The organism is Klebsiella sp. PK01, assembly GCF_057624675.1.
Genome location: NZ_JBYEZM010000008.1, coordinates 38,853 through 62,718, shown reverse-complemented (window position 1 = coordinate 62,718; position 23,866 = coordinate 38,853). Strand labels below are relative to the sequence as shown.

Here is a 23,866-nt window from a genome sequence, read left to right as displayed (position 1 = left end):
GCGCTCAAGCAGGCCGGGAAAGGTTGCGCCAGCATGATGAAACATGTTGTTAACTTCCGGAGAGTCTGATGACCGCGCCACGCCCCCCTATTACGCTGAGAGCTATCGATTCACATACCGGCGGCGAACCGACCCGCCTGATCGTTGACGGCTTCCCCGGCCTCGGCGACGGCAGCATGGCGGAGCGCCGCGACCGCTTCGCCCGCGACTTCGACCATTGGCGTCAGGCGGCCATTCTCGAACCGCGCGGCAATGACGTACTGGTCGGCGCGCTGCTGTGCAAACCGGTCTCGGCGGCGGCTACCGCTGGGGTGATTTTCTTCAACAACGCCGGTTTTCTGAATATGTGCGGCCACGGCACTATCGGGCTTATCGCCTCGCTGGCCTGGCTTGGGCGTATCAAGCCCGGCGTACACCTGATTGAAACGCCGGTCGGCGACGTAAGCGCGACGTTGCACGACGATGGCAGCGTATCGGTGCAAAACGTCCCGGCCCGCCGCTGGAAAAAACAGATCCGCGTTGAAACCGCGCTGGGTCCCGTCATCGGCGATATTGCCTGGGGCGGCAACTGGTTTTTCCTGATTAACGACCACCCGTTCGCCATTACCCCCGAACAAATTCCACAGCTCACCGACTACGCCTGGGCAGTGCGCGAGGGGCTGGAAGCCGCGGGGATCCGTGGCGACGACGGCGGCGTTATCGACCATATCGAACTCTTCGCCGATGACGATACCGCCGACAGCCGCAGCTTCGTACTCTGCCCGGGAAAGGCCTGGGATCGCTCGCCGTGCGGTACCGGCACCAGCGCCAAGCTGGCCTGTCTGGCGCAGGATGGCAAGCTGCAGCAGGGGGAAATATGGCGTCAGGCCAGTATCATCGGCAGCCAGTTTACCGCCAGCTACCAGCGCACCGCTGAAGGCATCATCCCAACGATCCGCGGCGAAGCCTGGGTCTGCGGCGATAACCAATTGATCCTCAACCCTGACGATCCCTTCTGCTGGGGGATCGCGCCGTGAAGCAGAGCGATGTCATCGTGATCGGCGCCGGGATCATCGGCGCCGCCTGCGCGTGGCAGTTGGCGAAGCGGGGGCAGAGCGTGACGCTTATCGATAACGGTCAGCCCGGCGCCACGGCGGCCGGTATGGGCCATCTGGTGTGCATGGATGATGACCCCGCCGAGCTTGCCTTGTCGGCGTGGTCGCTGGAACGCTGGCGCGCTATCACGCCACGGATGCCCGACAATTGCGCCTGGCGCGGCTGCGGCACGCTGTGGCTGGCGGAAAGCGAAGAAGAGATGACCGTCGCCGACGAAAAACAGCGGCGGATGGCCGGCCATCAGGTGCACAGCGAACTCCAGACCCCGCAGCAGATCGCCGGGCGCGAGCCGCTGCTGCGCGGCGGGCTGGCTGGCGGGCTGTGGGTGCCGGGCGATGGCATCGTCTACGCGCCGAACGTCGCCCGCTGGTTGATTACCGATGCCGGAGACCATCTTACCTGCATGCGCGACAGCGTACAGACGATTGAAGAGCCGCAGGTGCTGCTCGCCAGCGGCCAACGGCTACAGGCGCGAGCGATCGTGGTGGCCTGCGGCCTTGAAGCCAATGTGCTGTTAGCGGAAAACTGGCTGCGACCGAAAAAAGGCCAACTGGCGATTACCGATCGCTACCGGCCGCTAGTGCAGCACCAGTTGGTTGAACTGGGCTACGGCGCCAGCGCCCACGGCGGCGGCACCTCGGTGGCGTTTAACCTTCAGCCGCGGCCCACCGGCCAACTGCTGATTGGCTCTTCGCGTCAGTTTGATAACCGCGAGCGCGAGTTGGATCTGCCCCTGTTGGCGCAGATGCTCGATCGCGCCCGCCACTTCGTGCCGTCGCTGGCGACGTTGAATATTATCCGCTGCTGGAGCGGTCTGCGCGCCGCCTCGCAGGATGGCAACCCGCTGATCGGCCCGCACCCCGCTCGCCGTGGCGTATGGTTAGCGCTGGGCCATGAAGGGCTGGGCGTCACCACCGCTCCGGCCACGGCCGAACTGCTGGCGGCGCAGATCCTCGATGAACGCTGCCCATTGGCGCCCGACGTCTGGCTCCCGGCTCGTTTGTGTCAACAGGAGGCGATTGCATGAAGGCCACTCTCAACATCACCGTCGATGGCCAGCCTCTGACGGTGCCGGAAGGGATCAGCGTGGCGGCGGCGCTGGCGTTGACCGGCGACCCCACCACCCGCCAGGCGGTTAACGGCGAGCTCCGCGCGCCGTTTTGCGGCATGGGCGTCTGCCAGGAGTGCCGGATCGCCGTCGATGGCCTACGGGTGCTGGCCTGCCAGACCCTGTGCCGGGCCGGTATGCAAATAGAAAGGAGCCGCGATGAACACGCTGCGCTGTGACATTTTAATCCTCGGCGCCGGCCCCGCCGGCATGGCGGCCGCGCTCTCCGCCGCCGCCTGCGATAAACAGGTCATCATCCTCGACGATAACCCCGCCCCTGGCGGACAAATCTGGCGCGCGGGTCCGCAGGCGACGCTGCCCGCCCTGGCCCGGCGCTACCGCGACGCCATCGCCGCGTCTGCCGCCATCCGGGTAGTGAACGGCGCGCGGCTGATTGCCCGCCCCTCCTCGCACAGCGTGCTGTTTGAAACCGCCGACGGCGGCGGCGTGGTTTACTGGCAGAAACTGATCCTCTGCTGCGGCGCGCGCGAGCTGTCGCTGCCCTTTCCCGGCTGGACCTTACCCGGCGTGACCGGCGCGGGCGGCCTACAGGCGCAAATCAAACAGGGGCTGTCGCTGAAAGGTGAAAAGGTGGTGATTGCCGGCAGCGGTCCGCTACTGCTGGCGGTGGCGGATACGGTGAACAAGGCCGGAGGCGAAGTGACGAATATCATTGAGCAAGCGCCGCTCCCGGCGCTGCTGCGCTTCGCCAGCGGTCTGTGGCGCTGGCCGCAGAAGCTGCGCCAGTTAGCGACGCTGGCCCCGAAAGGCTATCTTAGCGGCGCGCAGGCGATCCGCGCTCACGGTACAACGCGGCTGGAAGCCGTTACGCTTCGCCAGCGCGGCGTCGAGTGGACTATCGCCTGCGATCGGCTGGCTATCGGCTACGGGCTGATACCCAATATCGAGACGGCGCTGCTGTTCGGCTGCGCCACGGCGCAGGAGGCGATACAGGTTAACCGCTGGCAGCAGACCAGCATCGAGGATATCTACGCCGCCGGCGAGTGCACCGGTTTCGGCGGTAGCGAACTGGCGCTGGCGGAGGGCGAAATCGCCGGTTTTGCCGCCGCCGGGGCCAGCCATCAAGCGCAGGCGATTTTTGCCCGTCGCGCCCGCTGGCAGCGCTTCGCCGAAGCAATCAACCGTACCTTCCGGCTGAGGGAGTCCTTGAAAAACGCCGCGACGCCGGAAAGCCTGCTGTGCCGATGCGAAGATGTACGCTGCGGCGACGTTGACGCCGCCGGAGGCTGGCCGCAGGCCAAACTTAACCTGCGCTGCGGAATGGGCGCCTGTCAGGGGCGCACCTGCGCCGCCAGCGCCCGCTGGTTGTACGGCTGGCCGCTGCCGCAGCCAAGAGAACCGCTGGCCCCCGCCCGCGCGGAAACGCTTATTGCCCTCGCCCGGCCGAGCGCCGAGCCTTAACCGCTACTCTTCTTCATCACCGCGCGCGGCAGGGACGCCAAGCGCAATAAACTCCTCCAGCAGCGTGGTCAACTGGCGCATCTTCTCCGCCGTAAACTGCGCTTCTATCTGCCGGTAGGCCTCTTCCACCTGCGCCTGGGCGCTCTCATACAGCGCCAGCCCTGCGGGCGTCAGCGACAGGTAGAGCTTGCGCTGATCGTTGACCGGTTTTAAGCGCAGCACTAAACCGTCGCGCTCCATGCGCGTCAGAATCCCGGTCAGGCTGGGGCGCAAAATGCAGGCGCGCCAGGCCAGGTCGTGAAAATCCATCGATGGGTTTTCCGCAAGGATACGCACAATACGCCACTGCTGTTCGGTCAGGTTGTGGCGTTTAACGATCGGCCGGAAATGGCCCATCGCCGCTTCTCGCGCCTGCAGCAGCGCAATGGTTAATGAATCATGCATGGTATCCCCTCAACAACGCTCACCAAAACTTATTAACAATTTAATAATTAGCCCTAATCCTGCCATGTACAACCGGTTTCTGCACCTGAAAAGTACCAGACGCTATCAAAAATAAATATATCTAATTGATATATAAGATATAAATAAAAAACATGTAAATATTGTGTTAATCCGATCACAAAACATTCACTTCTATTTGCCAAACCGGCGCGCAAAGAATAAAAGATGATCATTAACATATTAATGAAATCCCTTCGAATCCAAAATCAGTACCAGAGGAGTGGTGAATGAAAGGTACCATCTTCGCCGTTGCGCTCAATCATCGCAGCCAGCTCGACGCCTGGCGCGAAGCGTTTCAACAGGCCCCCTACAAGACGCCGCCGAAAACCGCGGTCTGGTTCATCAAACCCCGTAATACCGTGATTGGCGATGGCGAAGCCATTCCCCATCCGCAGGGCGAGACCGTACAAAGCGGCGCGACGGTGGCGCTGATTGTCGGCAAAACCGCGCGTAAAGTGGCGGCGGAAGAGGCGGCGCACTATATCGCCGGCTACGCGCTGGCTAACGACGTTAGCCTTCCGGAAGAGAGTTTTTATCGCCCGGCGATCAAAGCCAAATGCCGCGATGGCTTCTGCCCCATCGGCGCGCTGTCGGCGGTGCGCAACGTCGATAACCTGACCATCATCACCGAAATCAACGGCCGCGAGGCGGATAGCTGGCATACCGGCGATCTGCAGCGTAACGCCGCGCAGCTGCTTAGCGCCTTGAGCGAGTTCGCCACCCTCAATCCCGGCGACGCGATCCTTATCGGCACGCCCCACTCTCGCGTTACGCTGCGCCCCGGCGACCGCGTACGTATTCTCGCCGACGGTTTCCCGGCGCTCGAAAACCCGGTTGTCGCAGAAGGAGAGCTGGCATGAAACAGGCACGCATTGAATGGCAAGGACAGGTACGCGACGTGCTGGTCGATGAACGCGACCAGGTGCGCCTGCCCGATGGCACGGTATTGAAAGAAGGTGAATTCCGCTGGCTGCCGCCCGCCGACGGCACGCTGTTCGCGCTGGGGCTGAATTACGCCGATCACGCCAGCGAGCTGGAGTTTAAACCGCCAACCGAACCTTTGGTGTTCATCAAAGCGCCGAACACCTTTATTGGCCACCAGCAGCAGTCGGTACGCCCGGATAACGTCGAATACATGCACTACGAAGCCGAACTGGTGGTGGTGATCGGGAAAACCGCGCGCCGCGTCAGCGAAGCCGAGGCTATGGATTATGTCGCTGGCTATACCGTGTGCAACGACTACGCGATCCGCGACTATCTGGAAAACTACTACCGCCCGAACCTGCGGGTGAAAAGCCGCGATACCCTGACGCCGATCGGCCCGTGGATCATCGCTAAAGAGGCGATCCCGGATCCGCATAATCTGGCCCTGCGTACCTGGGTCAACGGCGAACTGCGCCAGCAGGGCACCACCGCCGATCTGATCTTCAGCATCCCGTTCCTCATCGCTTATTTAAGCGAATTTATGACCCTGCAACCGGGCGATATGATCGCCACCGGCACGCCGAAAGGGCTATCCGATGTGGTGCCGGGCGATGAGGTGATCGTTGAAGTCGAGGGCGTGGGCCGCCTGGTCAACCATATCATCAGCCAGCAAGCGTATGAGGAGACACTGTCATGAAAAAGATTAACCATTGGATCAACGGTAAAAACGTTGCCGGCGCAGACTATTTTCATACCACCAACCCGGCCACCGGCGAGGTACTGGCTGAAGTCGCATCCGGCGGCGAAGCCGAAATCAACCAGGCGGTAGCGGCGGCGAAAGAGGCCTTCCCGAAGTGGGCTAACCTGCCGATGAAAGAGCGCGCGCGCCTGATGCGCCGCCTGGGCGATTTGATCGATCAGAACGTCCCGGAGATCGCGGCGATGGAAACCGCCGATACCGGCCTGCCTATCCACCAGACCAAAAACGTGCTGATCCCGCGGGCGTCGCATAACTTCGAATTTTTCGCCGAAGTATGCCAGCAGATGAACGGCAAGACCTATCCGGTCGACGACAAGATGCTTAACTACACCCTCGTGCAGCCGGTTGGCGTCTGCGCGCTGGTGTCGCCGTGGAACGTGCCATTTATGACCGCAACCTGGAAGGTGGCGCCGTGCCTGGCGCTGGGCAATACCGCGGTGCTGAAAATGTCCGAGCTGTCGCCGCTGACCGCCGATCGTCTGGGCGAACTGGCGCTGGAAGCCGGGATCCCGGCTGGCGTGCTCAACGTGGTGCAGGGCTATGGTGCCACCGCTGGCGACGCGCTGGTACGCCATCATGATGTGCGCGCCGTCTCCTTCACCGGCGGCACCGCCACTGGCCGCAACATTATGAAGAACGCCGGCCTGAAAAAGTACTCCATGGAGCTCGGCGGAAAATCGCCGGTGCTGATTTTTGAAGACGCCGATATTGAGCGCGCGCTCGACGCCGCGCTGTTCACCATTTTCTCGATCAACGGCGAACGCTGCACCGCCGGTTCACGCATTTTCATTCAGCAGAGTATTTATCCGGAGTTCGTCAAGCGCTTCGCCGAGCGCGCCAACCGCCTGCGCGTAGGCGATCCGACCGATCCGAATACCCAGGTCGGCGCGCTGATTAGCAAGCAGCACTGGGAGAAAGTGTCCGGCTACATTCGCCTCGGTATCGAAGAGGGGGCCACCCTGCTGGCCGGCGGCGCGGATAAGCCGTCCGATCTGCCGGCGCATCTGAAAGCCGGCAACTTCCTGCGCCCGACGGTACTGGCGGATGTCGACAACCGCATGCGCGTCGCCCAGGAAGAGATTTTTGGCCCAGTCGCCTGTCTGCTGCCGTTCAAAGACGAAGCGGAAGGGCTGCGCCTGGCCAACGATGTGGAATACGGCCTGGCGTCGTACATCTGGACCCAGGACGTCAGCAAAGTGCTGCGTCTGGCGCGCGGTATTGAAGCCGGGATGGTGTTCGTCAACACCCAGAACGTGCGCGACCTGCGTCAGCCGTTCGGCGGCGTGAAGGCCTCCGGCACCGGCCGCGAAGGCGGCGAGTACAGCTTTGAAGTGTTCGCCGAAATGAAAAACGTCTGCATCTCGATGGGCGACCATCCGATCCCGAAATGGGGAGTCTGATATGGGTAAGTTAGCGTTAGCAGCAAAAATCACTCACGTGCCGTCGATGTATCTGTCTGAGCTGCCGGGGAAAAACCACGGCTGCCGTCAGGGCGCGATCGACGGACATAAAGAAATTGGCAAGCGCTGCCGTGAAATGGGCGTCGATACCATTATCGTGTTCGACACCCACTGGCTGGTCAACAGCGCCTACCACATCAACTGTGCCGACCATTTCCAGGGCGTCTACACCAGTAACGAACTGCCGCATTTTATTCGCGACATGACCTACGACTACGACGGCAACCCGGAACTGGGTCACCTGATTGCCGACGAGGCCGTCAAGCTTGGCGTACGCGCCAAAGCGCACAATATTCCGAGCCTGAAGCTGGAATACGGCACCCTGGTGCCGATGCGCTACATGAATAGCGATAAGCATTTCAAAGTGGTGTCCATTTCCGCCTTCTGTACCGTTCACGATTTTGCCGACAGCCGCAAGCTGGGCGAGGCCATCCTCAAGGCCATCGACAAATACGATGGCACCGTGGCGGTGCTGGCCAGCGGTTCGCTGTCGCATCGCTTTATCGACGACCAGCGCGCCGAAGAGGGCATGAACAGCTATACCCGCGAGTTTGACCATCAGATGGATGAGCGCGTGGTGAAGCTGTGGCGCGAAGGCAAATTCAAAGAGTTCTGCACCATGCTGCCGGAGTACGCCGACTACTGCTACGGCGAAGGCAACATGCACGACACGGTGATGCTGCTCGGCCTGCTGGGTTGGGATAAATACGACGGCAAGGTGGAGTTTATCACCGAGCTATTCGCCAGCTCCGGTACCGGCCAGGTTAACGCCGTGTTCCCGCTGCCGGCGCAGGCGTAAGGAGGCCCCATGCCGCATTTTATCGCCGAGTGTAGCGACAATATCCGCGAACAGGCCGATTTACCGGGGCTGTTCGCCAAAGTCAACGAGGCGCTGGCCGCCACCGGCATCTTTCCGATTGGCGGTATTCGCAGCCGCGCCCACTGGCTGGATACCTGGCAGATGGCCGACGGCAAGCATGATTACGCCTTCGTGCATATGACCCTGAAGATCGGCGCCGGCCGTAGCCTGGAGAGCCGTCAGGAGGTGGGCGAAATGCTGTTCGCGCTGATCAAGGCCCACTTTGCCGCGCTGATGGAGAGCCGTTATCTGGCGCTGTCGTTCGCCATGGAAGAGCTCGACCCGACGCTGAACTACAAACAGAACAACGTGCACGCGTTATTTAAATAATGTGCAAATTGCCCGGTGGCGCTGCGCTTACCGGGCCTACAACGGCCATGAATTTGTAGGCCGGATAAGCGAAGCGCCATCCGGCAATACAATGCCACAGGAATCACTATGCTCGATAAACAGACCCGAACCCTGATTGCCCAGCGGCTGAACCAGGCCGAAAAACAGCGTGAACAGATCCGCGCGATCTCGCTGGATTATCCGTCGATCACCATTGAGGACGCCTACGCCGTCCAGCGCGAGTGGGTCGAAATGAAGATCGCCGAAGGCCGCGTGCTCAAAGGCCATAAGATCGGCCTGACCTCTAAAGCGATGCAGGCCAGTTCGCAGATCAGCGAGCCGGACTACGGCGGGCTGCTCGATGATATGTTCTTCCACGACGGCAGCGAGATTCCCACCGACCGCTTTATCGTGCCGCGTATCGAAGTCGAGCTGGCTTTCGTGCTGGCCAAACCGCTGCGCGGCCCGAACTGCACGCTGTTTGATGTCTACAACGCCACCGACTACGTTATCCCGGCGCTTGAGCTTATCGACGCGCGTTGCCACAACATCGACCCGGAAACCCAGCGCCCGCGCAAAGTGTTCGACACCATCTCCGACAACGCCGCCAACGCCGGGGTGATCCTCGGCGGCCGGCCGATTAAACCGGACGAGCTCGACCTGCGCTGGATCTCCGCCCTGCTGTATCGCAACGGCGTGATTGAAGAGACCGGCGTCGCCGCGGGCGTGCTTAATCATCCGGCCAACGGCGTGGCCTGGCTGGCCAACAAGCTGGCGCCGTACGATGTCCAGCTCGAAGCCGGGCAGATTATCCTCGGCGGCTCGTTCACCCGCCCGGTCCCGGCGCGCAAGGGCGATACCTTCCACGTCGACTACGGCAACATGGGCGCCATCAGCTGCCGCTTTGTTTGAGGAGAGCAACATGAACAACGCATTTAAAGAGGCGCTCAAGGCCGGGCGTCCGCAAATCGGCCTGTGGCTCGGGCTGTGCAGCAGCTACAGCGCCGAACTGCTGGCCGGCGCGGGCTTCGACTGGCTGCTGATCGACGGCGAACACGCGCCCAACAATGTACAAACGGTGCTGGCCCAGCTTCAGGCCATTGCGCCCTACCCCAGCCAGCCGGTGGTGCGACCGTCGTGGAACGATCCGGTACAAATTAAACAACTGCTGGATGTCGGCGCACAGACCCTGCTGGTGCCGATGGTGCAGAATGCCGAAGAAGCGCGGCTGGCGGTCAGATCCACCCGCTACCCGCCAGCCGGCATCCGCGGCGTCGGTAGCGCGCTGGCCCGCGCCTCGCGCTGGAATCGCGTCCCGGACTATATCCACCGGGCCAACGACGCCATGTGCGTACTGGTACAGATTGAGACCCGCGAAGCGCTGAAAAATCTGCCGCAGATCCTCGATGTCGACGGGGTGGACGGCGTGTTTATCGGTCCGGCGGATCTCAGCGCCGATATGGGCCACGGCGGCAATCCGCAGCACCCGGAAGTGCAGGCCGCCATCGAAGATGCCATCCAGCAAATCCGTCAGGCCGGCAAGGCGCCGGGGATCCTGATGGCCAATGAACAGCTGGCGAAACGCTATCTCGAACTGGGCGCGCTGTTCGTCGCCGTCGGCGTCGATACCACTCTGCTGGCCCGCGGCGCAGAAGCGCTGGCGGCCCGTTTTACCCACACCGCAACGACCACAACCGATAACAATAAATCCGTCTATTGAACGGATAATGTGGAGCGCAACATGACTACCTCTACCCTGCAACACAATGATAATAAAGCCGTTGAAGTAGAAAACCGGGTGATCAAAAAGCTGTTCCGCCGCCTGATCACCTTCCTGTTTGTTCTCTTTGTTTTCTCATTTTTGGATCGAATTAATATCGGTTTCGCCGGCCTGACGATGGGCAAAGATCTCGGCCTGACCTCCACCATGTTCGGCCTGGCGGCGACGCTGTTCTACGTCACCTACGTGCTGTGCGGGATCCCCAGCAATATCATGCTGGCGAAAGTCGGCGCGCGCCGCTGGATTGCCGGGATCATGGTGGTCTGGGGGATCGCCTCGACCTGTACCATGTTCGCCACCAATCCACATACGCTATACATCCTGCGCATGCTGGTCGGCATCGCCGAGGCCGGCTTTCTGCCGGGGATCCTCGTCTATCTGACCTGGTGGTTTCCGGCCTACCATCGCGCCCGCGCCAACGCCCTGTTTATGATCGCCATGCCGGTGACCATGATGCTCGGCTCGATACTTTCCGGCTATATTCTGGCGCTCGACGGCCTGTGGAACCTGAAAGGCTGGCAGTGGCTGTTTCTGCTGGAAGGCCTGCCGTCGGTGGTACTCGGCGTCGTCACCTGGTTCTTCCTCAACGACACGCCGGATAAAGCCAACTGGCTGGACAACGAAGAGAAACAGGCGCTGAAGGCGATGATCGATCGCGAACGGGAACATGCGGCGATCGTCCCAGCCTCGCCGCGCTCCACGCTGCGCGAAGTACTGACGCCGGCGGTGCTGATGTATACCCTCGCCTACTTCTGCCTGACCAATACCCTCAGCGCCATTAATATCTGGACGCCGCAGATCCTGCAGAGCTTTAACACCGGCAGCAGCAACATCATGATTGGCCTGCTGGCGGCGATCCCGCAGTTCTGCACCATTTTCGGCATGATCTGGTGGAGTCGCCGCTCCGACCGGCGCAAAGAGCGCAAGATGCATACCATCCTGCCCTACCTGTTCGCCGCGGCGGGTTGGCTGCTGGCTTCGGCAACCCACCACAGCCTGATCCAACTGATCGGTATTGTTATGGCCTCGGTGGGATCCTTTACCGCGATGGCCATTTTCTGGACCACCCCGGATCGGGTGATCAGCCTGCAGTCGCGCGCGGTGGCGCTGGCGGTGATCAACGCCATCGGCAACGTCGGCTCTGCCGTCAGCCCGCTGTTGATCGGCATATTGCGCGATACCACCGGCAGCTTTAGTTCCGGGCTGTGGTTTGTCGCCGGGCTGCTAATCGTCGGCGCGCTGGTGCTCACCCGCATTCCGATGAGCCAGCGCGATGATGCCGCCGCCGCGCCGGGCTTAGCGGCGCAAAAAGGCCACTAAGGAGCGGGTATGTGTCAGCATTCAATCGCCAACATCGATATCAATAAAGATTACGACGAGAGCCTGGGTACCGAAGAGGTGCACTATCAGTCGTTTGCCCGTATGGCGGCCTTTTTTGGCCGCGACATGCAGGCGCATCGCCACGACCGCTATTTTCAGATGCACTTTCTTGATACCGGGCAGATTGAGCTGCAGCTTGATGACCATCGCTACTCGGTGCAGGCGCCGCTGTTTGTGATAACGCCGCCTTCGGTGCCGCACGCCTTTATTACCGAGTCCGATAGCGATGGTCACGTGTTGACGGTGCACGAAGAACTCATCTGGCCGCTGCTGGAGGTGCTTTATCCCGGCACGCGGGAGACCTTCGGCCTGCCGGGGATCTGCCTGTCGCTGGCGGATAAACCCGACGAGCTGGCGGCGCTGGCGCACTACTGGCAGCTGATTCGCCGCGAATCCACCGCTCAGCTGCCGGGGCGCGAGCATACCCTGGCGCTGCTGGCGCAGGCGGTATTTACCCTGCTGCTGCGCAACGCCAGGCTCGACGATCATGCCGCCAGCGGGATGCGCGGCGAGCTGAAATTATTCCAGCGCTTTAACCAGATGATCGACAGCCACTTTCATCAACACTGGACGGTACCGGATTACGCCAACGAGCTGCATCTGACCGAATCGCGGTTGACCGATATCTGCCGCCGCTTCGCCAACCGCCCGCCGAAGCGATTGATATTCGACCGCCAGCTACGCGAGGCGAAGCGGCTGCTGCTGTTTTCCGATAGCGCGGTCAATGAGATAGCCTGGCAACTGGGGTTTAAAGATCCCGCCTATTTTGCGCGCTTTTTTAGCCGCCAGGTCGGCTGCTCGCCAAGCAGTTACCGGGCGCAAAAAGTACCGGTGTCGTAATACCCCGGCGGCGCCGCGCTTGCCGGGGCTACGGTCCATAGGGCGGGTCAGCGCCGCGCCGCCCGCCAAAAGCTGCAGAGATCACAAAATTCACTCCCGCCTGAAAAGTACCCGCCGTTGTCGCAAACGTCCCTTCACGACAAGCGCAATAACCGCTTCAATTAAACAACAAAAACAAAACATATATTTAACATCATTATTCCGATAAATACTGAAGAGGCCCCTATGAAACCTGAAGATTTCCGCGCCGACGCGAAACGCCCGTTAACTGGCGAAGAGTATTTAAAAAGCCTGCAGGATGGCCGCGAAATTTATATCTACGGCGAGCGCGTGAAGGATGTCACCACGCATCCAGCCTTCCGTAATGCCGCGGCTTCTGTCGCTCAGCTGTACGATGCGCTGCACAAACCGGAGATGCAGGATTCCCTGTGCTGGGGCACCGATACCGGTAGCGGCGGCTACACCCATAAATTCTTCCGCGTGGCGAAAAGCGCCGACGATCTGCGCCAGCAGCGCGACGCCATCGCCGAGTGGTCGCGCTTAAGCTACGGCTGGATGGGCCGCACCCCGGACTACAAAGCCGCCTTCGGCTGCGCGCTGGGCGCCAACCCGGCGTTTTACGGCCAGTTCGAGCAGAACGCCCGCAACTGGTACACCCGCATTCAGGAAACCGGCCTGTACTTTAACCACGCTATCGTCAACCCGCCGATCGACCGCCACAAGCCGGCTGATGAAGTGAAGGACGTCTACATCAAGCTGGAAAAAGAGACCGATGCCGGGATCATCGTCAGCGGCGCGAAAGTGGTCGCCACCAACTCGGCGCTGACCCACTACAACATGATCGGCTTCGGCTCCGCACAGGTGATGGGCGAGAACCCGGACTTCGCGCTGATGTTCGTCGCGCCGATGGATGCCGAAGGCGTCAAGCTTATCTCCCGCGCCTCCTATGAAATGGTCGCCGGCGCGACCGGCTCGCCGTACGACTATCCGCTTTCCAGCCGTTTCGACGAGAACGACGCGATTCTGGTAATGGATAAAGTGCTGATCCCATGGGAGAACGTACTGATTTATCGCGACTTTGACCGCTGCCGCCGCTGGACCATGGAAGGCGGTTTCGCCCGCATGTACCCGCTGCAGGCCTGCGTGCGCCTGGCGGTAAAACTGGACTTTATCACCGCCCTGCTGAAGCGTTCTCTGGAATGTACCGGCACCCTCGAATTCCGCGGCGTGCAGGCCGACCTTGGCGAAGTGGTGGCGTGGCGCAACATGTTCTGGGCGTTAAGCGATTCTATGTGCTCGGAAGCGACGCCGTGGGTCAACGGCGCATGGCTGCCGGATCACGCCGCGCTGCAGACCTACCGCGTGATGGCGCCGATGGCCTACGCCAAGATCAAGAACATCATCGAGCGTAACGTCACCAGCGGCCTAATTTATCTGCCGTCCAGCGCCCGCGATCTGAACAACCCGCAGATCGACCAGTATCTGGCGAAGTACGTGCGCGGCTCCAACGGTATGGATCACGTTGAACGTATCAAGATCCTCAAACTAATGTGGGACGCGATCGGCAGCGAATTCGGTGGCCGTCATGAACTGTATGAAATCAACTACTCCGGTAGCCAGGATGAAATTCGCCTGCAGTGTCTGCGCCAGGCGCAGAGCTCCGGCAATATGGACAAAATGATGGCGATGGTTGACCGCTGCCTGTCCGAGTACGACCAGAACGGCTGGACGGTGCCGCATCTGCACAATAACGCTGATATCAACATGTTGGATAAGCTGCTGAAGTAATTCACAGCGGGAGGTCATAATGCAATTAGATGAACAACGCCTGCGTTTTCGCGATGCCATGGCCAGCCTGTCGGCGGCGGTTAACGTTGTCACCACCGCAGGCGAAGCAGGCCGCTGCGGCATTACCGCCACGGCGGTTTGCTCGGTGACGGATACGCCGCCATCGGTAATGGTTTGTATCAACGCCAACAGCGCGATGAACCCGGTCTTTCAGGGCAACGGCAAGTTGTGCATCAACGTGCTGAACCACGAGCAGGAAATCATGGCCCGTCACTTCGCCGGGATGACCGGGGTGACGATGGAAGAACGGTTTGCCCTCAGCGGCTGGCAGCAGGGCGCGCTCGGGCAGCCGGTGCTGAAAGGCTCGCTGGCCAGCCTCGAAGGCGAGATAAGCCAGGTGCAAACCATTGGTACCCACCTGGTGTATCTGGTGGAGATCCGCAATATTACCCTGAGCCCGCAAGGGCACGGCCTGATTTACTTTAAACGCCGTTTCCATCCGGTGATGATGGAAATGGAAGTCGCGGTGTAATGGCCTCGTCTGCTCCTCTCCGCCCGGGGAGGAGCCTTATCTTTCATGACCATCTTCCCGGTCATAATACCCTGTGATCTCAATCACATATTTATCTCCTGTTCACTTCATAGCCAACCGCTTACCCCAGCTAGCGACCGCTTAACCCCCCATACAACCACTCACTCATTTACCCAACTTTACGCGCGCGCAGTTCTGGCAAGATCGACGCTAGCCTAGCTAATCAATACCTCCACCAACCCAAACACAAAACCAGACGGCTTCGGCCAATTATTAATCTAATTAACGCCAGGTTTTACTATGGATACCAAAAAACTACTCAAGCACATACCCTGGGTGATTCTTGGAATCATCGGGGCATTTTGCCTCTCAGTCGTCGCGTTGCGCCGCGGTGAGCACGTCAGTGCTCTGTGGATCGTCGTCGCGTCGGTTTCCGTGTACCTCGTCGCCTACCGTTATTACAGCCTGTATATCGCGCAGAAGGTGATGAAGCTTGACCCAACGCGCGCGACGCCGGCGGTCATTAATAACGATGGTCTGAACTACGTGCCGACCAACCGCTACGTGCTGTTCGGCCACCACTTCGCCGCTATTGCCGGCGCCGGCCCGCTGGTCGGCCCGGTACTGGCCGCGCAGATGGGCTATCTGCCGGGCACCCTGTGGCTACTGGCCGGCGTGGTGCTGGCGGGCGCGGTACAGGACTTCATGGTGCTGTTTATCTCCTCGCGGCGCAACGGCGCCTCGCTGGGCGAGATGATTAAACAGGAGATGGGGCCGGTACCGGGGTCTATCGCCCTGTTCGGCTGCTTCCTGATTATGATCATCATCCTCGCGGTGCTGGCGCTCATCGTGGTGAAAGCGCTGGCGGAGAGCCCGTGGGGCGTCTTTACCGTCTGCTCGACGGTGCCTATCGCGCTGTTTATGGGTATTTATATGCGCTTCCTGCGCCCTGGCCGCGTCGGTGAAGTCTCGGTTATCGGTATCGTGCTGCTGGTGGCGTCTATCTGGTTTGGCGGCATCATTGCCCACGACCCGTACTGGGGCCCGGCGCTGACCTTTAAAGACACCACCATCACCTTTACCCTGATTGGCTACGCGTTTATCTCCGCGCTGCTGCCGGTATGGCTGATTCTGGCGCCGCGTGACTATCTGGCCACTTTCCTGAAAATCGGCGTGATCGTCGGCCTGGCGTTGGGGATCGTTATCCTCAACCCGGACCTGAAAATGCCGGCAGTGACCCAGTACATTGATGGTACCGGCCCGCTGTGGAAAGGCGCGCTGTTCCCGTTCCTGTTTATCACCATCGCCTGCGGCGCGGTCTCCGGCTTCCACGCGCTGATCGCCTCCGGTACCACGCCGAAGCTGCTGGCCAACGAAACCGACGCCCGCTTTATCGGCTACGGCGCGATGCTGATGGAGTCGTTCGTCGCCATCATGGCGCTGGTCGCGGCATCAATTATCGAACCGGGTCTCTACTTCGCGATGAATACCCCGCCGGCAGGCCTTGGCATCGTCATGCCGAACCTGCACGAAATGGGCGGTGAAAACGCGGCGATGATCGCCGCACAGCTGAAAGAAGTGACCGTCCACGCGGCGGCTACCGTCAGCTCCTGGGGCTTCGTAATTTCACCTGAGCAGATCCTGCAGACGGCGAAAGATATCGGCGAACCTTCAGTACTGAACCGCGCCGGCGGCGCGCCGACGCTGGCCGTCGGTATCGCTCACGTGTTCCACAAAATCATCCCGATGGCGGATATGGGCTTCTGGTACCACTTCGGTATCCTGTTTGAAGCGCTGTTTATCCTCACCGCGCTGGATGCCGGTACCCGCGCAGGCCGCTTTATGCTGCAGGATCTGTTGGGTAACTTCGTGCCGTTCCTGAAAAAAACCGACTCGCTGGTCGCCGGTATTATCGGTACCGCCGGCTGCGTCGGCCTGTGGGGTTACCTGCTGTATCAAGGCGTGGTCGACCCGCTGGGCGGCGTGAAGAGCCTGTGGCCGCTGTTCGGTATTTCTAACCAGATGCTGGCCGCGGTGGCGCTGGTGCTCGGCACGGTGGTGCTGATCAAAATGCAGCGCACCAAATATATCTGGGTTACCGTTATTCCGGCTGCGTGGCTGCTGCTGTGCACCACCTGGGCGCTGGGTCTGAAACTGTTCAGCACCAACCCGCAGATGGAAGGCTTCTTCTTTATGGCTCAGCAGTATAAAGAGAAGATTGCCGCCGGCGGCGAGCTGACCGCGCAGCAGGTCGCCAACATGAACCATATCGTGGTTAACAACTACACCAACGCCGGCCTGAGCATCCTGTTCCTGGTGGTGGTGTATAGCATCATCTTCTACGGCATCAAAACCTGGCTCAATGTCCGCAACAATAAGGTGCGTACCGACAAAGAGACTCCGTACGTGCCGGTACCAGAAGGCGGCGTGAAAACCTCGTCACATCATTAACCCTGATGCCGGATAGCGCTACGCTTATCCGGCCTACCAAAAGCGCATTAACGTAGGCCGGATATGGCGCTAGCCGCCATCCGGCTTTATTCGTTATCTGGAACTCACAATGTTTGGTAACTTAGGTCAGGCAAAAAAATATCTCGGTCAGGCGGCAAAAATGCTGATCGGCATTCCGGATTACGACAACTACGTCACCCATATGCAAACCAACCATCCGGATCAGCCGTACATGACTTATGAAGAATTCTTCCGCGAACGCCAGCAGGCCCGCTACGGCGGCGACGGCAAAGGCGGCGTACGCTGCTGTTAATGGAGGCAATAATGGCACCGATTGCAGTCACCCTACTCACCGGTTTTCTCGGCGCGGGAAAAACCACCCTGCTGCGCCACATCCTTAATGAGCAGCACGGTTTCAAAATCGCCGTGATTGAAAATGAATTTGGCGAAGTGTCCGTTGACGACCAGCTGATCGGCGATCGCGCCACGCAGATTAAAACCCTGACCAACGGCTGTATTTGCTGTACGCGCTCCAACGAACTGGAGGATGCCCTGCTCGATCTGCTCGACAGCCGCGATCGCGGCGAGATTGCCTTCGACCGACTGGTGATTGAGTGCACCGGCATGGCCGACCCGGGGCCGATTATCCAGACCTTTTTCTCCCACGAGGTGCTTTGCGAACGCTATCTGCTGGACGGCGTGATCGCCCTGGTCGACGCCGTCCATGCCGACCAGCAGATGGATCAGTTCACCATTGCCCAGTCGCAGGTCGGCTACGCGGACCGGATTCTGTTAACCAAAACCGATGTCGCCGGCGACACAGAAAAGCTGCGCGAACGGCTGGCGCGCATCAACGCGCGGGCGCCAATTTATACCGTCATCCACGGCGATATCGATTTAAGCCTGCTCTTTAATACCAGCGGTTTTATGCTGGAAGAGAAGGTTGTCAGCACCACACCGCGCTTTCACTTCGTGGCGGAAAAACAGAACGACGTCTCGTCGATTGTGGTCGAGCTCGACTATCCGGTGGATATCAGCGAAGTGTCACGGGTGATGGAAAACCTGCTGCTCTCCTTCGCCGAGCAACTGATGCGCTATAAAGGCATGCTGTGGATCGATGGCGAGCCAAATCGCCTGCTGTTCCAGGGCGTGCAGCGCCTCTACAGCGCCGACTGGGATCGCCCGTGGGGCGATGAAACGCCGCACAGCACGCTAGTGTTTATCGGCATTCAGCTGCCGGAAGAGGAAATCCGCGCCGCGTTTGCCGGGCTACGCAAATAGCCGCGGCAAAAAGGTTACCCTCTCCCGATGGGAGAGGGATATTGCGCGCTGGGTGGTTTAGCGGCGAACGACCACCAGCTTCTGATTCACAAACTCTTTGATACCGAGGTCGGAGAGCTCGCGGCCAAAGCCGGAACGCTTCACGCCGCCAAAAGGCAGCTCCGGCGCGGTATCCGTTAACCAGTTGATATAGACCATGCCGGTTTCAATCCCCGAAGCCATGCGCTTCGCCCGCTCAATATTCTGACTGAACACCGCGCCGCCCAGGCCGTAGTGAGAGTCGTTGGCGAGCGCAATCGCCTCATCATCGTCTTTCACCACGTAAATCTGCGCCACCGGGCCAAAGAACTCCTCGAAGTACGCCGGGTTATCACGGGTAATTCCCGTCAGAATGGTGGGTTCATAGAAGTTGCCTTCGCCTGAAACCGGCTTGCCGCCAAGGTGTAATTTGGCGCCATGCTTCACCGCCTCGTCGACCTGCTTGCTTAAGGTTTCCAGCGCATCTTTCGAGGAAAGTGGGCCAAGCGTAGTGCTTTCATCCAGCGGATCGCCGATCTTCACCTGGCGGAAGGCATCGCTAAATTTGGTCAAGAACGACTCGGCGATCTTTTCATGCAAAATAAAGCGCTTGGCGGCGGTGCAAACCTGCCCGGCGTTGTTCAGCCGCGCCTGTACGCCAATTTTCACCGCGCGTTCCAGGTCGGCATCGTCGAGCACTACAAACACATCGTTACCGCCCAGCTCCAGCGTCGCTTTCTTGATATGTTTCGCCGCCTGCGCCGCCACGATGCCGCCCGCTTTTTCCGAACCGGTCAGCGCCACGCCCTGCACACGATCGTCGGCGATGATTTTCGCCACCTGATCCTGGGAGATAAATAGATTGGTCCACGCCCCTTCCGGCGCGCCAGCCTCGCGCACCAGCTGCGCGAAGGTCTCGGCGCAGTGCGGAACGATGCTGGCATGTTTAGCAATAACCGGATTACCGGCCGCCAGATTTGGCGCCAGCACGCGCATTAACTGGTAATAGGGGAAGTTCCACGGCTCCACCGCCATTAAGACGCCGATGGGATGATGCTCAACCCAGGCTTCGCCAGACTCGGAGGGATACTTCACCGGCGCCAGGAACCGTTCGGCGTTGTCGGCGTAATAGCGGGCGATCTGCGCGCAGAGTTTGACCTCGCCGCGGCTTTGCTTAATGAGCTTGCCCATCTCCTGGCTGGCGATTTTCGCCAGCTCCTCCGCCCGGCTGTCGATAAGATCGGCAAGCTTATGCAGCACCGGCAGACGCTGCGCAATATCGCCTTTCGCCCACGCAGAATGATAAAGCGCATCGGCCTGTTTTAGCGCCGCCTCCACGTCCGCATCGCTGTGTGCGGGATAGCTCTTAATTAGCTGGTTATTCGCAGGATTCACTGTCTGATAAGCCATATCGCATGTCTCCTTGTTATCGCTATTAACGCAGTCAAAAATGCCGCTAAGGATATTAAGGGTAGTCGAGATAGCTGACGATGCGGGTAAAGTTAGGTATATCCGGAATATTCCATGAGGGTGGATAGCAGGGACGTCCCTGGAGCGCCCCGGCATAACGGCATCATTAATGTGATAACGTGGCTATTTCTTCGGCGGCCAGACCGGTGATCTTCAGTACGGTTTCAGGTGCAATACCGTCGGCAAGCATCATCCTCGCAATTCGCTGCGCTTCGGCGTGCTGCCCTTCTTGTCTACCTTCTTGCCATCCTTCAAGCCGCCCTTCACGTTTGCCTTTTCTGCGGCCAACTTCCTGTAATCTTTCGGCGATGGTCATCAATCTCTCCCTATGCTGAGGAACCCGATGCGCGACTTCGCGAATAAACCGGCCGAAGCGGCGCACGTTGCCAGTTTGCAGCAAATAATTAAATAGCGTTTTTAACTGCCTGTCATTAGCGTAACCGCTAAGTAAAATTGACGTTAGCTGCTCGACGATGCCCATTAAATCACGCTGACGAATATGTTTTTGCATAAGTTCTAATAGCGCCACGCGTCGATGTCCCACAATTTCATCGTCCGGGATAACGGTGATATCTACCAGCGGAAAGGGTGACGAATAAAGCGCCCTCGCCAGCAGCGGGTCAGCAAACCTATCGAGCCAGTTAAGCGACCCGGGATACGGAGACACGCAGCCATGGTAGAACAGCATCGGCACCACCAGCGGCAAGGTATTATGGCCACCGTCGAGATGACGTTGCATAGCGGCAATAGCATAGCGCATCAGGCGAAACGCCATCTGCGCATCGGGTGAACTCTGATGCTCGATAACCACGTAGATGTAGCCCTCGCCAGAAGTCGTTTTTACCGACCACAGCACATCCGAATACCAGGCTCGCAGATTCTCTTCGATAAAACTACCTGATTCCAGCTGTAGCGAATTGAGATCGCAAATCTGACGCAGCAAGGGCGGTAGGTGGATCGACAAAAAATCACGCGCGGTATCAGTGTGCGTGAGAAATTTTTTGAAAACCGCATCATGCGGCGTAGACGTTGTGGACTTTTCCATGTGTTCGCCCCTGCCAGCCAATTCTGCTGCGACTTCACGCTGCTGGTTTTCCTCAGACACCTGGCAAAAAGCGTTTTCACGAGCCGTGCCGAAAGCTAATTTCTGCGTGCTGCAATCGTTATCCAATATTGGCAGCCCACTCGCAAATTGACCCGCAGGCACAGGAAGTGCTGCCAATTTTTGCATGACCTCGCCGTCAGGTTATATGCTTAAACCTATGGAAAAACTCGCTGAATTAAAACGCGCCAAACTGCTGGCGCTGTCGCTGCTGCTCATTGCGGCGGTGCTGTTTATCACTACGCTGCTGCTACCGCCGACGCCGTGGGTCAGCGCGCTAAAGGCTATTTCCGAAGCGGCGATGGTCGGGGCGCTGGCCGACTGGTTTGCGGTGGTGGCCCTGTTTCGCCGCATTCCGCTGCCGTTTGTCGCCCGCCATACGGCGATCATCCCGCGTAATAAAGACCGGATCGCCGATAATCTTGGCCATTTCGTGCAGGAAAAGTTTCTTGATACTCCCTCACTGGTGGCGCTGATCCGCCGCTATGAACCGGCCCTGATGCTCGGCAACTGGTTCAGCCAGCCTGAAAACGCCCGCCGTGTCGGCCAACATCTGCTACAGGTGATGAGCGGTTTTCTCGAGCTCACCGATGACACCCGTATTCAGCGTCTGCTGCGGCGCGCGGTGCACAAGGCTATCGATAAGGTCGACCTGACGCAGACCAGCGCCATGATGCTGGAGGGGCTAACCCGCGATAACCGTCATCAAAAGCTGTTGGATTCACTAATAAGCCAGCTGATCGCCCTGCTACAGCGCGACAGCTCCCGCGCCTTTATCGCCCGCGGTATCGTGCACTGGCTGGAGACCGAACATCCGCTGAAGGCCAAACTGTTACCCACCGAGTGGCTTGGCGAGCACAGCGCCGAAATGGTGACTGACGCGGTGAATACGCTGCTCGATGAGGTCACTCAGGACCGCACGCACCAGATTCGTCAGGCCTTCGACCGCGCGGCGCAGAAGCTTATCGACAATCTGAAATCCGACCCGCAAATGGCGCAAAAAGCCGATAACATCAAAGCGTATCTGAAAAACGATGAGACCTTTAATCGCTATCTCGGCGAGGTGTGGGCGGATCTGCGCGGCTGGGTGAAAAACGATATCAGCAGTGACGATTCGCGCATCAAGCAGCGGATCGCCGAGGCCGGTCAGTGGTTCGGCGAAACGCTGGTGCGCGACGACGCGCTGCGTGAATCGCTGAATGAGCATCTGGAGCAGGCGGCGCATCGGGTGGCACCGGAATTCTCCGCTTTCCTCACTCGCCATATCAGCGATACGGTCAAAAGCTGGAACGCGCGCGATATGTCGCGACAGATCGAGCTCAACATCGGCAAGGATCTGCAGTTTATTCGCATCAACGGCACGCTGGTCGGCGGCACTATCGGCCTCGGCCTGTGGCTGTTATCGCAAATTCCGGCGCTGCTGCATCTGCATATCGGCTGACAATGGTAGCATCATAACCATTCGAACGATGAATACCCGACGGCAAGGAGAAGGTTATGTCATGGATTTCGCGATTGAGCGCCCGCTACAGCGCATCGCTGTTCTTTCCGATGGCGCTGATCCTGTATGACTTTTCCGCCTACCTGACCACCGATCTCATCCAGCCGGGGATACTGCACGTAGTACGGGATTTTAACGCCGATGTGGCGCTGGCTCCGGCCTCGGTGAGCCTGTATATGGCCGGTGGGATGGCGCTACAGTGGCTGCTGGGACCGCTTTCCGATCGTATTGGCCGCCGACCGGTACTGCTGAGCGGCGCGCTGATTTTTACCCTCGCCTGCTTCGCCACCCTGTGGACGACCTCAATGACCCAGTTCCTGATTGCCCGCTTTGTGCAGGGCACCAGCATCTGTTTTATCGCCACCGTCGGCTACGTCACCGTGCAGGAGGCCTTTGACGAAAAGCGGTCAATCAAGCTGATGGCGGTGATTACCTCCATCGTGCTGGTGGCGCCGATCGTCGGCCCGCTTTCCGGTGCGGCGTTGATGCATTTTATCCACTGGAAAGCGCTGTTTGGCATTATCGCCGCGATGGGGCTGGTGGCCTGGCTGGGTTTACTGTTTAACATGCCGGAGACGGTGCGTCGCGGCGACGTGCCGTTTAGCCCGCTCGGCGTGATGTGCGATTTTCGCGACGTCTTCCGCAACCGCATCTTTTTACTCGGCGCCGCCACGCTGGCGCTGAGCTATATTCCGCTGATGAGTTGGGTGGCAGTATCGCCGGTGATTTTAATGGACGCCGGCGGGCTCACCACCAGCGAGTTTGCCTGGAGCCAGGTGCCGGTCTTCAGCGCGGTGATTATCGCTAACCTGTCGGTGGCGCGCTGGGTGAAAGACCCGACCCGCCCGCGCTTTGTGTTAAGCGCCGTGCCCATCCAGATGGTTGGCCTGGCGATCCTGATTATCGGTAATCTGACGTGGCCGCACGTCTGGCTGTGGTCGGTGCTCGGCACCTGCTTCTACGCCTTCGGCATCGGGCTGATTTTCCCGACGTTGTTCCGTTTTACCCTGTTTTCCAACGACTTGCCGAAAGGCACCGTTTCCGCCTCGCTGAATATCGTGATCCTTAGCGTCAGCGCATTGTCGATTGAAGGCGCGCGCTGGTTATGGTTCCATGGCGGCAGATTGCCGTTCCACCTGCTGGCGGTAGCCGCCGGGATCGTCGCCGCCTGCTGTCTGGCGGGGTTACTCCGTAATTTGCGCCAGCGTTCAGAGGCGGTCATCGAAGCCCGGCAATCCTGACTAACTCACCGAGATTAACC

The 23,866-nt window shown here is 59.6% G+C and carries 23 protein-coding genes; 20 read left to right on the top strand and 3 right to left on the bottom strand.

Annotated elements, in window-relative coordinates:
• The first annotated feature begins 68 nt into the window (after nt 1–68).
• From AC22LX_RS21445 to AC22LX_RS21430, 4 genes are read left to right on the top strand one after another with little or no spacing between them, the layout of a single operon-like run.
• Nucleotides 69–1,016 (top strand): 4-hydroxyproline epimerase, encoded by a 948-nt coding sequence (locus AC22LX_RS21445; protein WP_045395490.1) that lies wholly within the window; start codon nt 69–71, stop codon nt 1,014–1,016.
• Nucleotides 1,013–2,122, top strand: coding sequence for an NAD(P)/FAD-dependent oxidoreductase (locus AC22LX_RS21440; RefSeq protein WP_045395489.1), 1,110 nt, complete (start codon nt 1,013–1,015; stop codon nt 2,120–2,122). The genes AC22LX_RS21445 and AC22LX_RS21440 overlap by 4 nt, the downstream gene beginning before the upstream one ends.
• Entirely contained in the window at nt 2,119–2,382 is a 264-nt protein-coding gene (locus AC22LX_RS21435) for a (2Fe-2S)-binding protein (protein WP_045395487.1), read from the top strand. Before AC22LX_RS21440 ends, AC22LX_RS21435 begins: the two co-directional genes overlap by 4 nt.
• Nucleotides 2,363–3,625, top strand: coding sequence for an NAD(P)/FAD-dependent oxidoreductase (locus tag AC22LX_RS21430; RefSeq protein WP_045395486.1), 1,263 nt, complete (start codon nt 2,363–2,365; stop codon nt 3,623–3,625). The genes AC22LX_RS21435 and AC22LX_RS21430 overlap by 20 nt, the downstream gene beginning before the upstream one ends.
• Before the next feature lie 3 nt (nt 3,626–3,628).
• On the opposite strand, the gene hpaR is transcribed toward AC22LX_RS21430, so the two are convergent.
• On the bottom strand, nt 3,629–4,069 hold the full coding sequence (gene hpaR, locus AC22LX_RS21425; RefSeq protein WP_045395485.1) for a homoprotocatechuate degradation operon regulator HpaR: 441 nt from the start codon (nt 4,067–4,069) through the stop codon (nt 3,629–3,631).
• A 287-nt stretch (nt 4,070–4,356) separates the two neighbouring features.
• Here hpaR and AC22LX_RS21420 point away from each other — a divergent pair, with 287 nt between their 5' ends.
• From AC22LX_RS21420 to yjiA, 14 genes are all read left to right on the top strand, one after another.
• Nucleotides 4,357–4,989 carry a fumarylacetoacetate hydrolase family protein gene (locus AC22LX_RS21420; RefSeq protein WP_015704295.1) on the top strand — a complete coding sequence of 211 codons (633 nt, stop codon included), beginning with the start codon at nt 4,357–4,359 and terminating at the stop codon, nt 4,987–4,989.
• Nucleotides 4,986–5,750: a fumarylacetoacetate hydrolase family protein gene (locus tag AC22LX_RS21415; protein WP_487334202.1), complete on the top strand. Its 765-nt coding sequence runs from the start codon at nt 4,986–4,988 to the stop codon at nt 5,748–5,750. Before AC22LX_RS21420 ends, AC22LX_RS21415 begins: the two co-directional genes overlap by 4 nt.
• Nucleotides 5,747–7,213, top strand: coding sequence for a 5-carboxymethyl-2-hydroxymuconate semialdehyde dehydrogenase (hpaE, locus tag AC22LX_RS21410; protein ID WP_008807572.1), 1,467 nt, complete (start codon nt 5,747–5,749; stop codon nt 7,211–7,213). The genes AC22LX_RS21415 and hpaE overlap by 4 nt, the downstream gene beginning before the upstream one ends.
• 1 nt (nt 7,214) lies before the next feature.
• Complete coding sequence (hpaD, locus tag AC22LX_RS21405) at nt 7,215–8,072, top strand: 3,4-dihydroxyphenylacetate 2,3-dioxygenase (protein WP_009485358.1); 858 nt, start codon at nt 7,215–7,217, stop codon at nt 8,070–8,072.
• Between the two features lie 9 nt (nt 8,073–8,081).
• Complete coding sequence (locus tag AC22LX_RS21400; protein WP_015368431.1) at nt 8,082–8,462, top strand: 5-carboxymethyl-2-hydroxymuconate Delta-isomerase; 381 nt, start codon at nt 8,082–8,084, stop codon at nt 8,460–8,462.
• A 108-nt stretch (nt 8,463–8,570) separates the two neighbouring features.
• Complete coding sequence (gene hpaH / locus AC22LX_RS21395) at nt 8,571–9,374, top strand: 2-oxo-hept-4-ene-1,7-dioate hydratase (protein WP_487334201.1); 804 nt, start codon at nt 8,571–8,573, stop codon at nt 9,372–9,374.
• A gap of 10 nt (nt 9,375–9,384) precedes the next feature.
• Nucleotides 9,385–10,182 (top strand): 4-hydroxy-2-oxoheptanedioate aldolase, encoded by a 798-nt coding sequence (gene hpaI / locus AC22LX_RS21390; protein ID WP_045395484.1) that lies wholly within the window; start codon nt 9,385–9,387, stop codon nt 10,180–10,182.
• Nucleotides 10,183–10,203: 21 nt separating this feature from the next.
• Nucleotides 10,204–11,562 carry a 4-hydroxyphenylacetate permease gene (gene hpaX / locus AC22LX_RS21385; protein ID WP_045395483.1) on the top strand — a complete coding sequence of 453 codons (1,359 nt, stop codon included), beginning with the start codon at nt 10,204–10,206 and terminating at the stop codon, nt 11,560–11,562.
• A gap of 9 nt (nt 11,563–11,571) precedes the next feature.
• A complete protein-coding gene (gene hpaA, locus AC22LX_RS21380; protein ID WP_004182836.1) occupies nt 11,572–12,462 on the top strand; it encodes a 4-hydroxyphenylacetate catabolism regulatory protein HpaA in 891 nt (296 codons plus the stop codon).
• A gap of 225 nt (nt 12,463–12,687) precedes the next feature.
• On the top strand, nt 12,688–14,250 hold the full coding sequence (gene hpaB / locus AC22LX_RS21375; RefSeq protein WP_002887473.1) for a 4-hydroxyphenylacetate 3-monooxygenase, oxygenase component: 1,563 nt from the start codon (nt 12,688–12,690) through the stop codon (nt 14,248–14,250).
• Nucleotides 14,251–14,269: 19 nt separating this feature from the next.
• Entirely contained in the window at nt 14,270–14,782 is a 513-nt protein-coding gene (locus AC22LX_RS21370) for a 4-hydroxyphenylacetate 3-monooxygenase reductase subunit (protein WP_002887467.1), read from the top strand.
• A gap of 300 nt (nt 14,783–15,082) precedes the next feature.
• Entirely contained in the window at nt 15,083–17,233 is a 2,151-nt protein-coding gene (locus tag AC22LX_RS21365) for a carbon starvation CstA family protein (protein ID WP_045395482.1), read from the top strand.
• A gap of 109 nt (nt 17,234–17,342) precedes the next feature.
• Entirely contained in the window at nt 17,343–17,546 is a 204-nt protein-coding gene (locus AC22LX_RS21360) for a YbdD/YjiX family protein (protein ID WP_002887451.1), read from the top strand.
• An 11-nt stretch (nt 17,547–17,557) separates the two neighbouring features.
• The gene (gene yjiA, locus AC22LX_RS21355; RefSeq protein WP_049059833.1) at nt 17,558–18,514 is read left to right on the top strand and encodes a GTPase; all 957 of its coding nucleotides are present in this window, start codon (nt 17,558–17,560) and stop codon (nt 18,512–18,514) included.
• A gap of 57 nt (nt 18,515–18,571) precedes the next feature.
• Here the strand turns inward: yjiA and AC22LX_RS21350 are convergent, their stop codons facing one another.
• Entirely contained in the window at nt 18,572–19,942 is a 1,371-nt protein-coding gene (locus tag AC22LX_RS21350) for an NAD-dependent succinate-semialdehyde dehydrogenase (RefSeq protein ID WP_049059834.1), read from the bottom strand.
• A gap of 166 nt (nt 19,943–20,108) precedes the next feature.
• Nucleotides 20,109–21,047 carry an Rpn family recombination-promoting nuclease/putative transposase gene (locus AC22LX_RS21345; protein ID WP_049059835.1) on the bottom strand — a complete coding sequence of 313 codons (939 nt, stop codon included), beginning with the start codon at nt 21,045–21,047 and terminating at the stop codon, nt 20,109–20,111.
• Between the two features lie 205 nt (nt 21,048–21,252).
• On the opposite strand from AC22LX_RS21345, the gene AC22LX_RS21340 reads away from it, so the two are divergent.
• Nucleotides 21,253–22,545 (top strand): DUF445 domain-containing protein, encoded by a 1,293-nt coding sequence (locus tag AC22LX_RS21340; RefSeq protein ID WP_163310999.1) that lies wholly within the window; start codon nt 21,253–21,255, stop codon nt 22,543–22,545.
• 56 nt (nt 22,546–22,601) lie between these two features.
• Nucleotides 22,602–23,846 (top strand): multidrug efflux MFS transporter MdtM, encoded by a 1,245-nt coding sequence (gene mdtM / locus AC22LX_RS21335; protein ID WP_049059377.1) that lies wholly within the window; start codon nt 22,602–22,604, stop codon nt 23,844–23,846.
• Nucleotides 23,847–23,866 lie beyond the last annotated feature (20 nt).

Bases quoted from the DNA above. Each gene is read 5' to 3' on its own strand.
- AC22LX_RS21365 (WP_045395482.1), top strand. From the start codon at position 15,083: ATGGATACCAAAAAACTACTCAAGCACATACCCTGGGTGATTCTTGGA.
- hpaI (WP_045395484.1), top strand. From the start codon at position 9,385: ATGAACAACGCATTTAAAGAGGCGCTCAAGGCCGGGCGTCCGCAAATC.
- AC22LX_RS21400 (WP_015368431.1), top strand. From the start codon at position 8,082: ATGCCGCATTTTATCGCCGAGTGTAGCGACAATATCCGCGAACAGGCC.
- AC22LX_RS21445 (WP_045395490.1), top strand. From the start codon at position 69: ATGACCGCGCCACGCCCCCCTATTACGCTGAGAGCTATCGATTCACAT.
- mdtM (WP_049059377.1), top strand. From the start codon at position 22,602: ATGTCATGGATTTCGCGATTGAGCGCCCGCTACAGCGCATCGCTGTTC.
- AC22LX_RS21370 (WP_002887467.1), top strand. From the start codon at position 14,270: ATGCAATTAGATGAACAACGCCTGCGTTTTCGCGATGCCATGGCCAGC.
- AC22LX_RS21360 (WP_002887451.1), top strand. From the start codon at position 17,343: ATGTTTGGTAACTTAGGTCAGGCAAAAAAATATCTCGGTCAGGCGGCA.
- AC22LX_RS21435 (WP_045395487.1), top strand. From the start codon at position 2,119: ATGAAGGCCACTCTCAACATCACCGTCGATGGCCAGCCTCTGACGGTG.
- hpaX (WP_045395483.1), top strand. From the start codon at position 10,204: ATGACTACCTCTACCCTGCAACACAATGATAATAAAGCCGTTGAAGTA.
- AC22LX_RS21415 (WP_487334202.1), top strand. From the start codon at position 4,986: ATGAAACAGGCACGCATTGAATGGCAAGGACAGGTACGCGACGTGCTG.
- hpaH (WP_487334201.1), top strand. From the start codon at position 8,571: ATGCTCGATAAACAGACCCGAACCCTGATTGCCCAGCGGCTGAACCAG.
- hpaE (WP_008807572.1), top strand. From the start codon at position 5,747: ATGAAAAAGATTAACCATTGGATCAACGGTAAAAACGTTGCCGGCGCA.
- AC22LX_RS21345 (WP_049059835.1), bottom strand. From the start codon at position 21,047: ATGGAAAAGTCCACAACGTCTACGCCGCATGATGCGGTTTTCAAAAAA.
- hpaR (WP_045395485.1), bottom strand. From the start codon at position 4,069: ATGCATGATTCATTAACCATTGCGCTGCTGCAGGCGCGAGAAGCGGCG.
- AC22LX_RS21420 (WP_015704295.1), top strand. From the start codon at position 4,357: ATGAAAGGTACCATCTTCGCCGTTGCGCTCAATCATCGCAGCCAGCTC.
- yjiA (WP_049059833.1), top strand. From the start codon at position 17,558: ATGGCACCGATTGCAGTCACCCTACTCACCGGTTTTCTCGGCGCGGGA.
- hpaD (WP_009485358.1), top strand. From the start codon at position 7,215: ATGGGTAAGTTAGCGTTAGCAGCAAAAATCACTCACGTGCCGTCGATG.
- hpaB (WP_002887473.1), top strand. From the start codon at position 12,688: ATGAAACCTGAAGATTTCCGCGCCGACGCGAAACGCCCGTTAACTGGC.
- AC22LX_RS21350 (WP_049059834.1), bottom strand. From the start codon at position 19,942: ATGGCTTATCAGACAGTGAATCCTGCGAATAACCAGCTAATTAAGAGC.
- AC22LX_RS21340 (WP_163310999.1), top strand. From the start codon at position 21,253: ATGCTTAAACCTATGGAAAAACTCGCTGAATTAAAACGCGCCAAACTG.
- AC22LX_RS21430 (WP_045395486.1), top strand. From the start codon at position 2,363: ATGAACACGCTGCGCTGTGACATTTTAATCCTCGGCGCCGGCCCCGCC.
- hpaA (WP_004182836.1), top strand. From the start codon at position 11,572: ATGTGTCAGCATTCAATCGCCAACATCGATATCAATAAAGATTACGAC.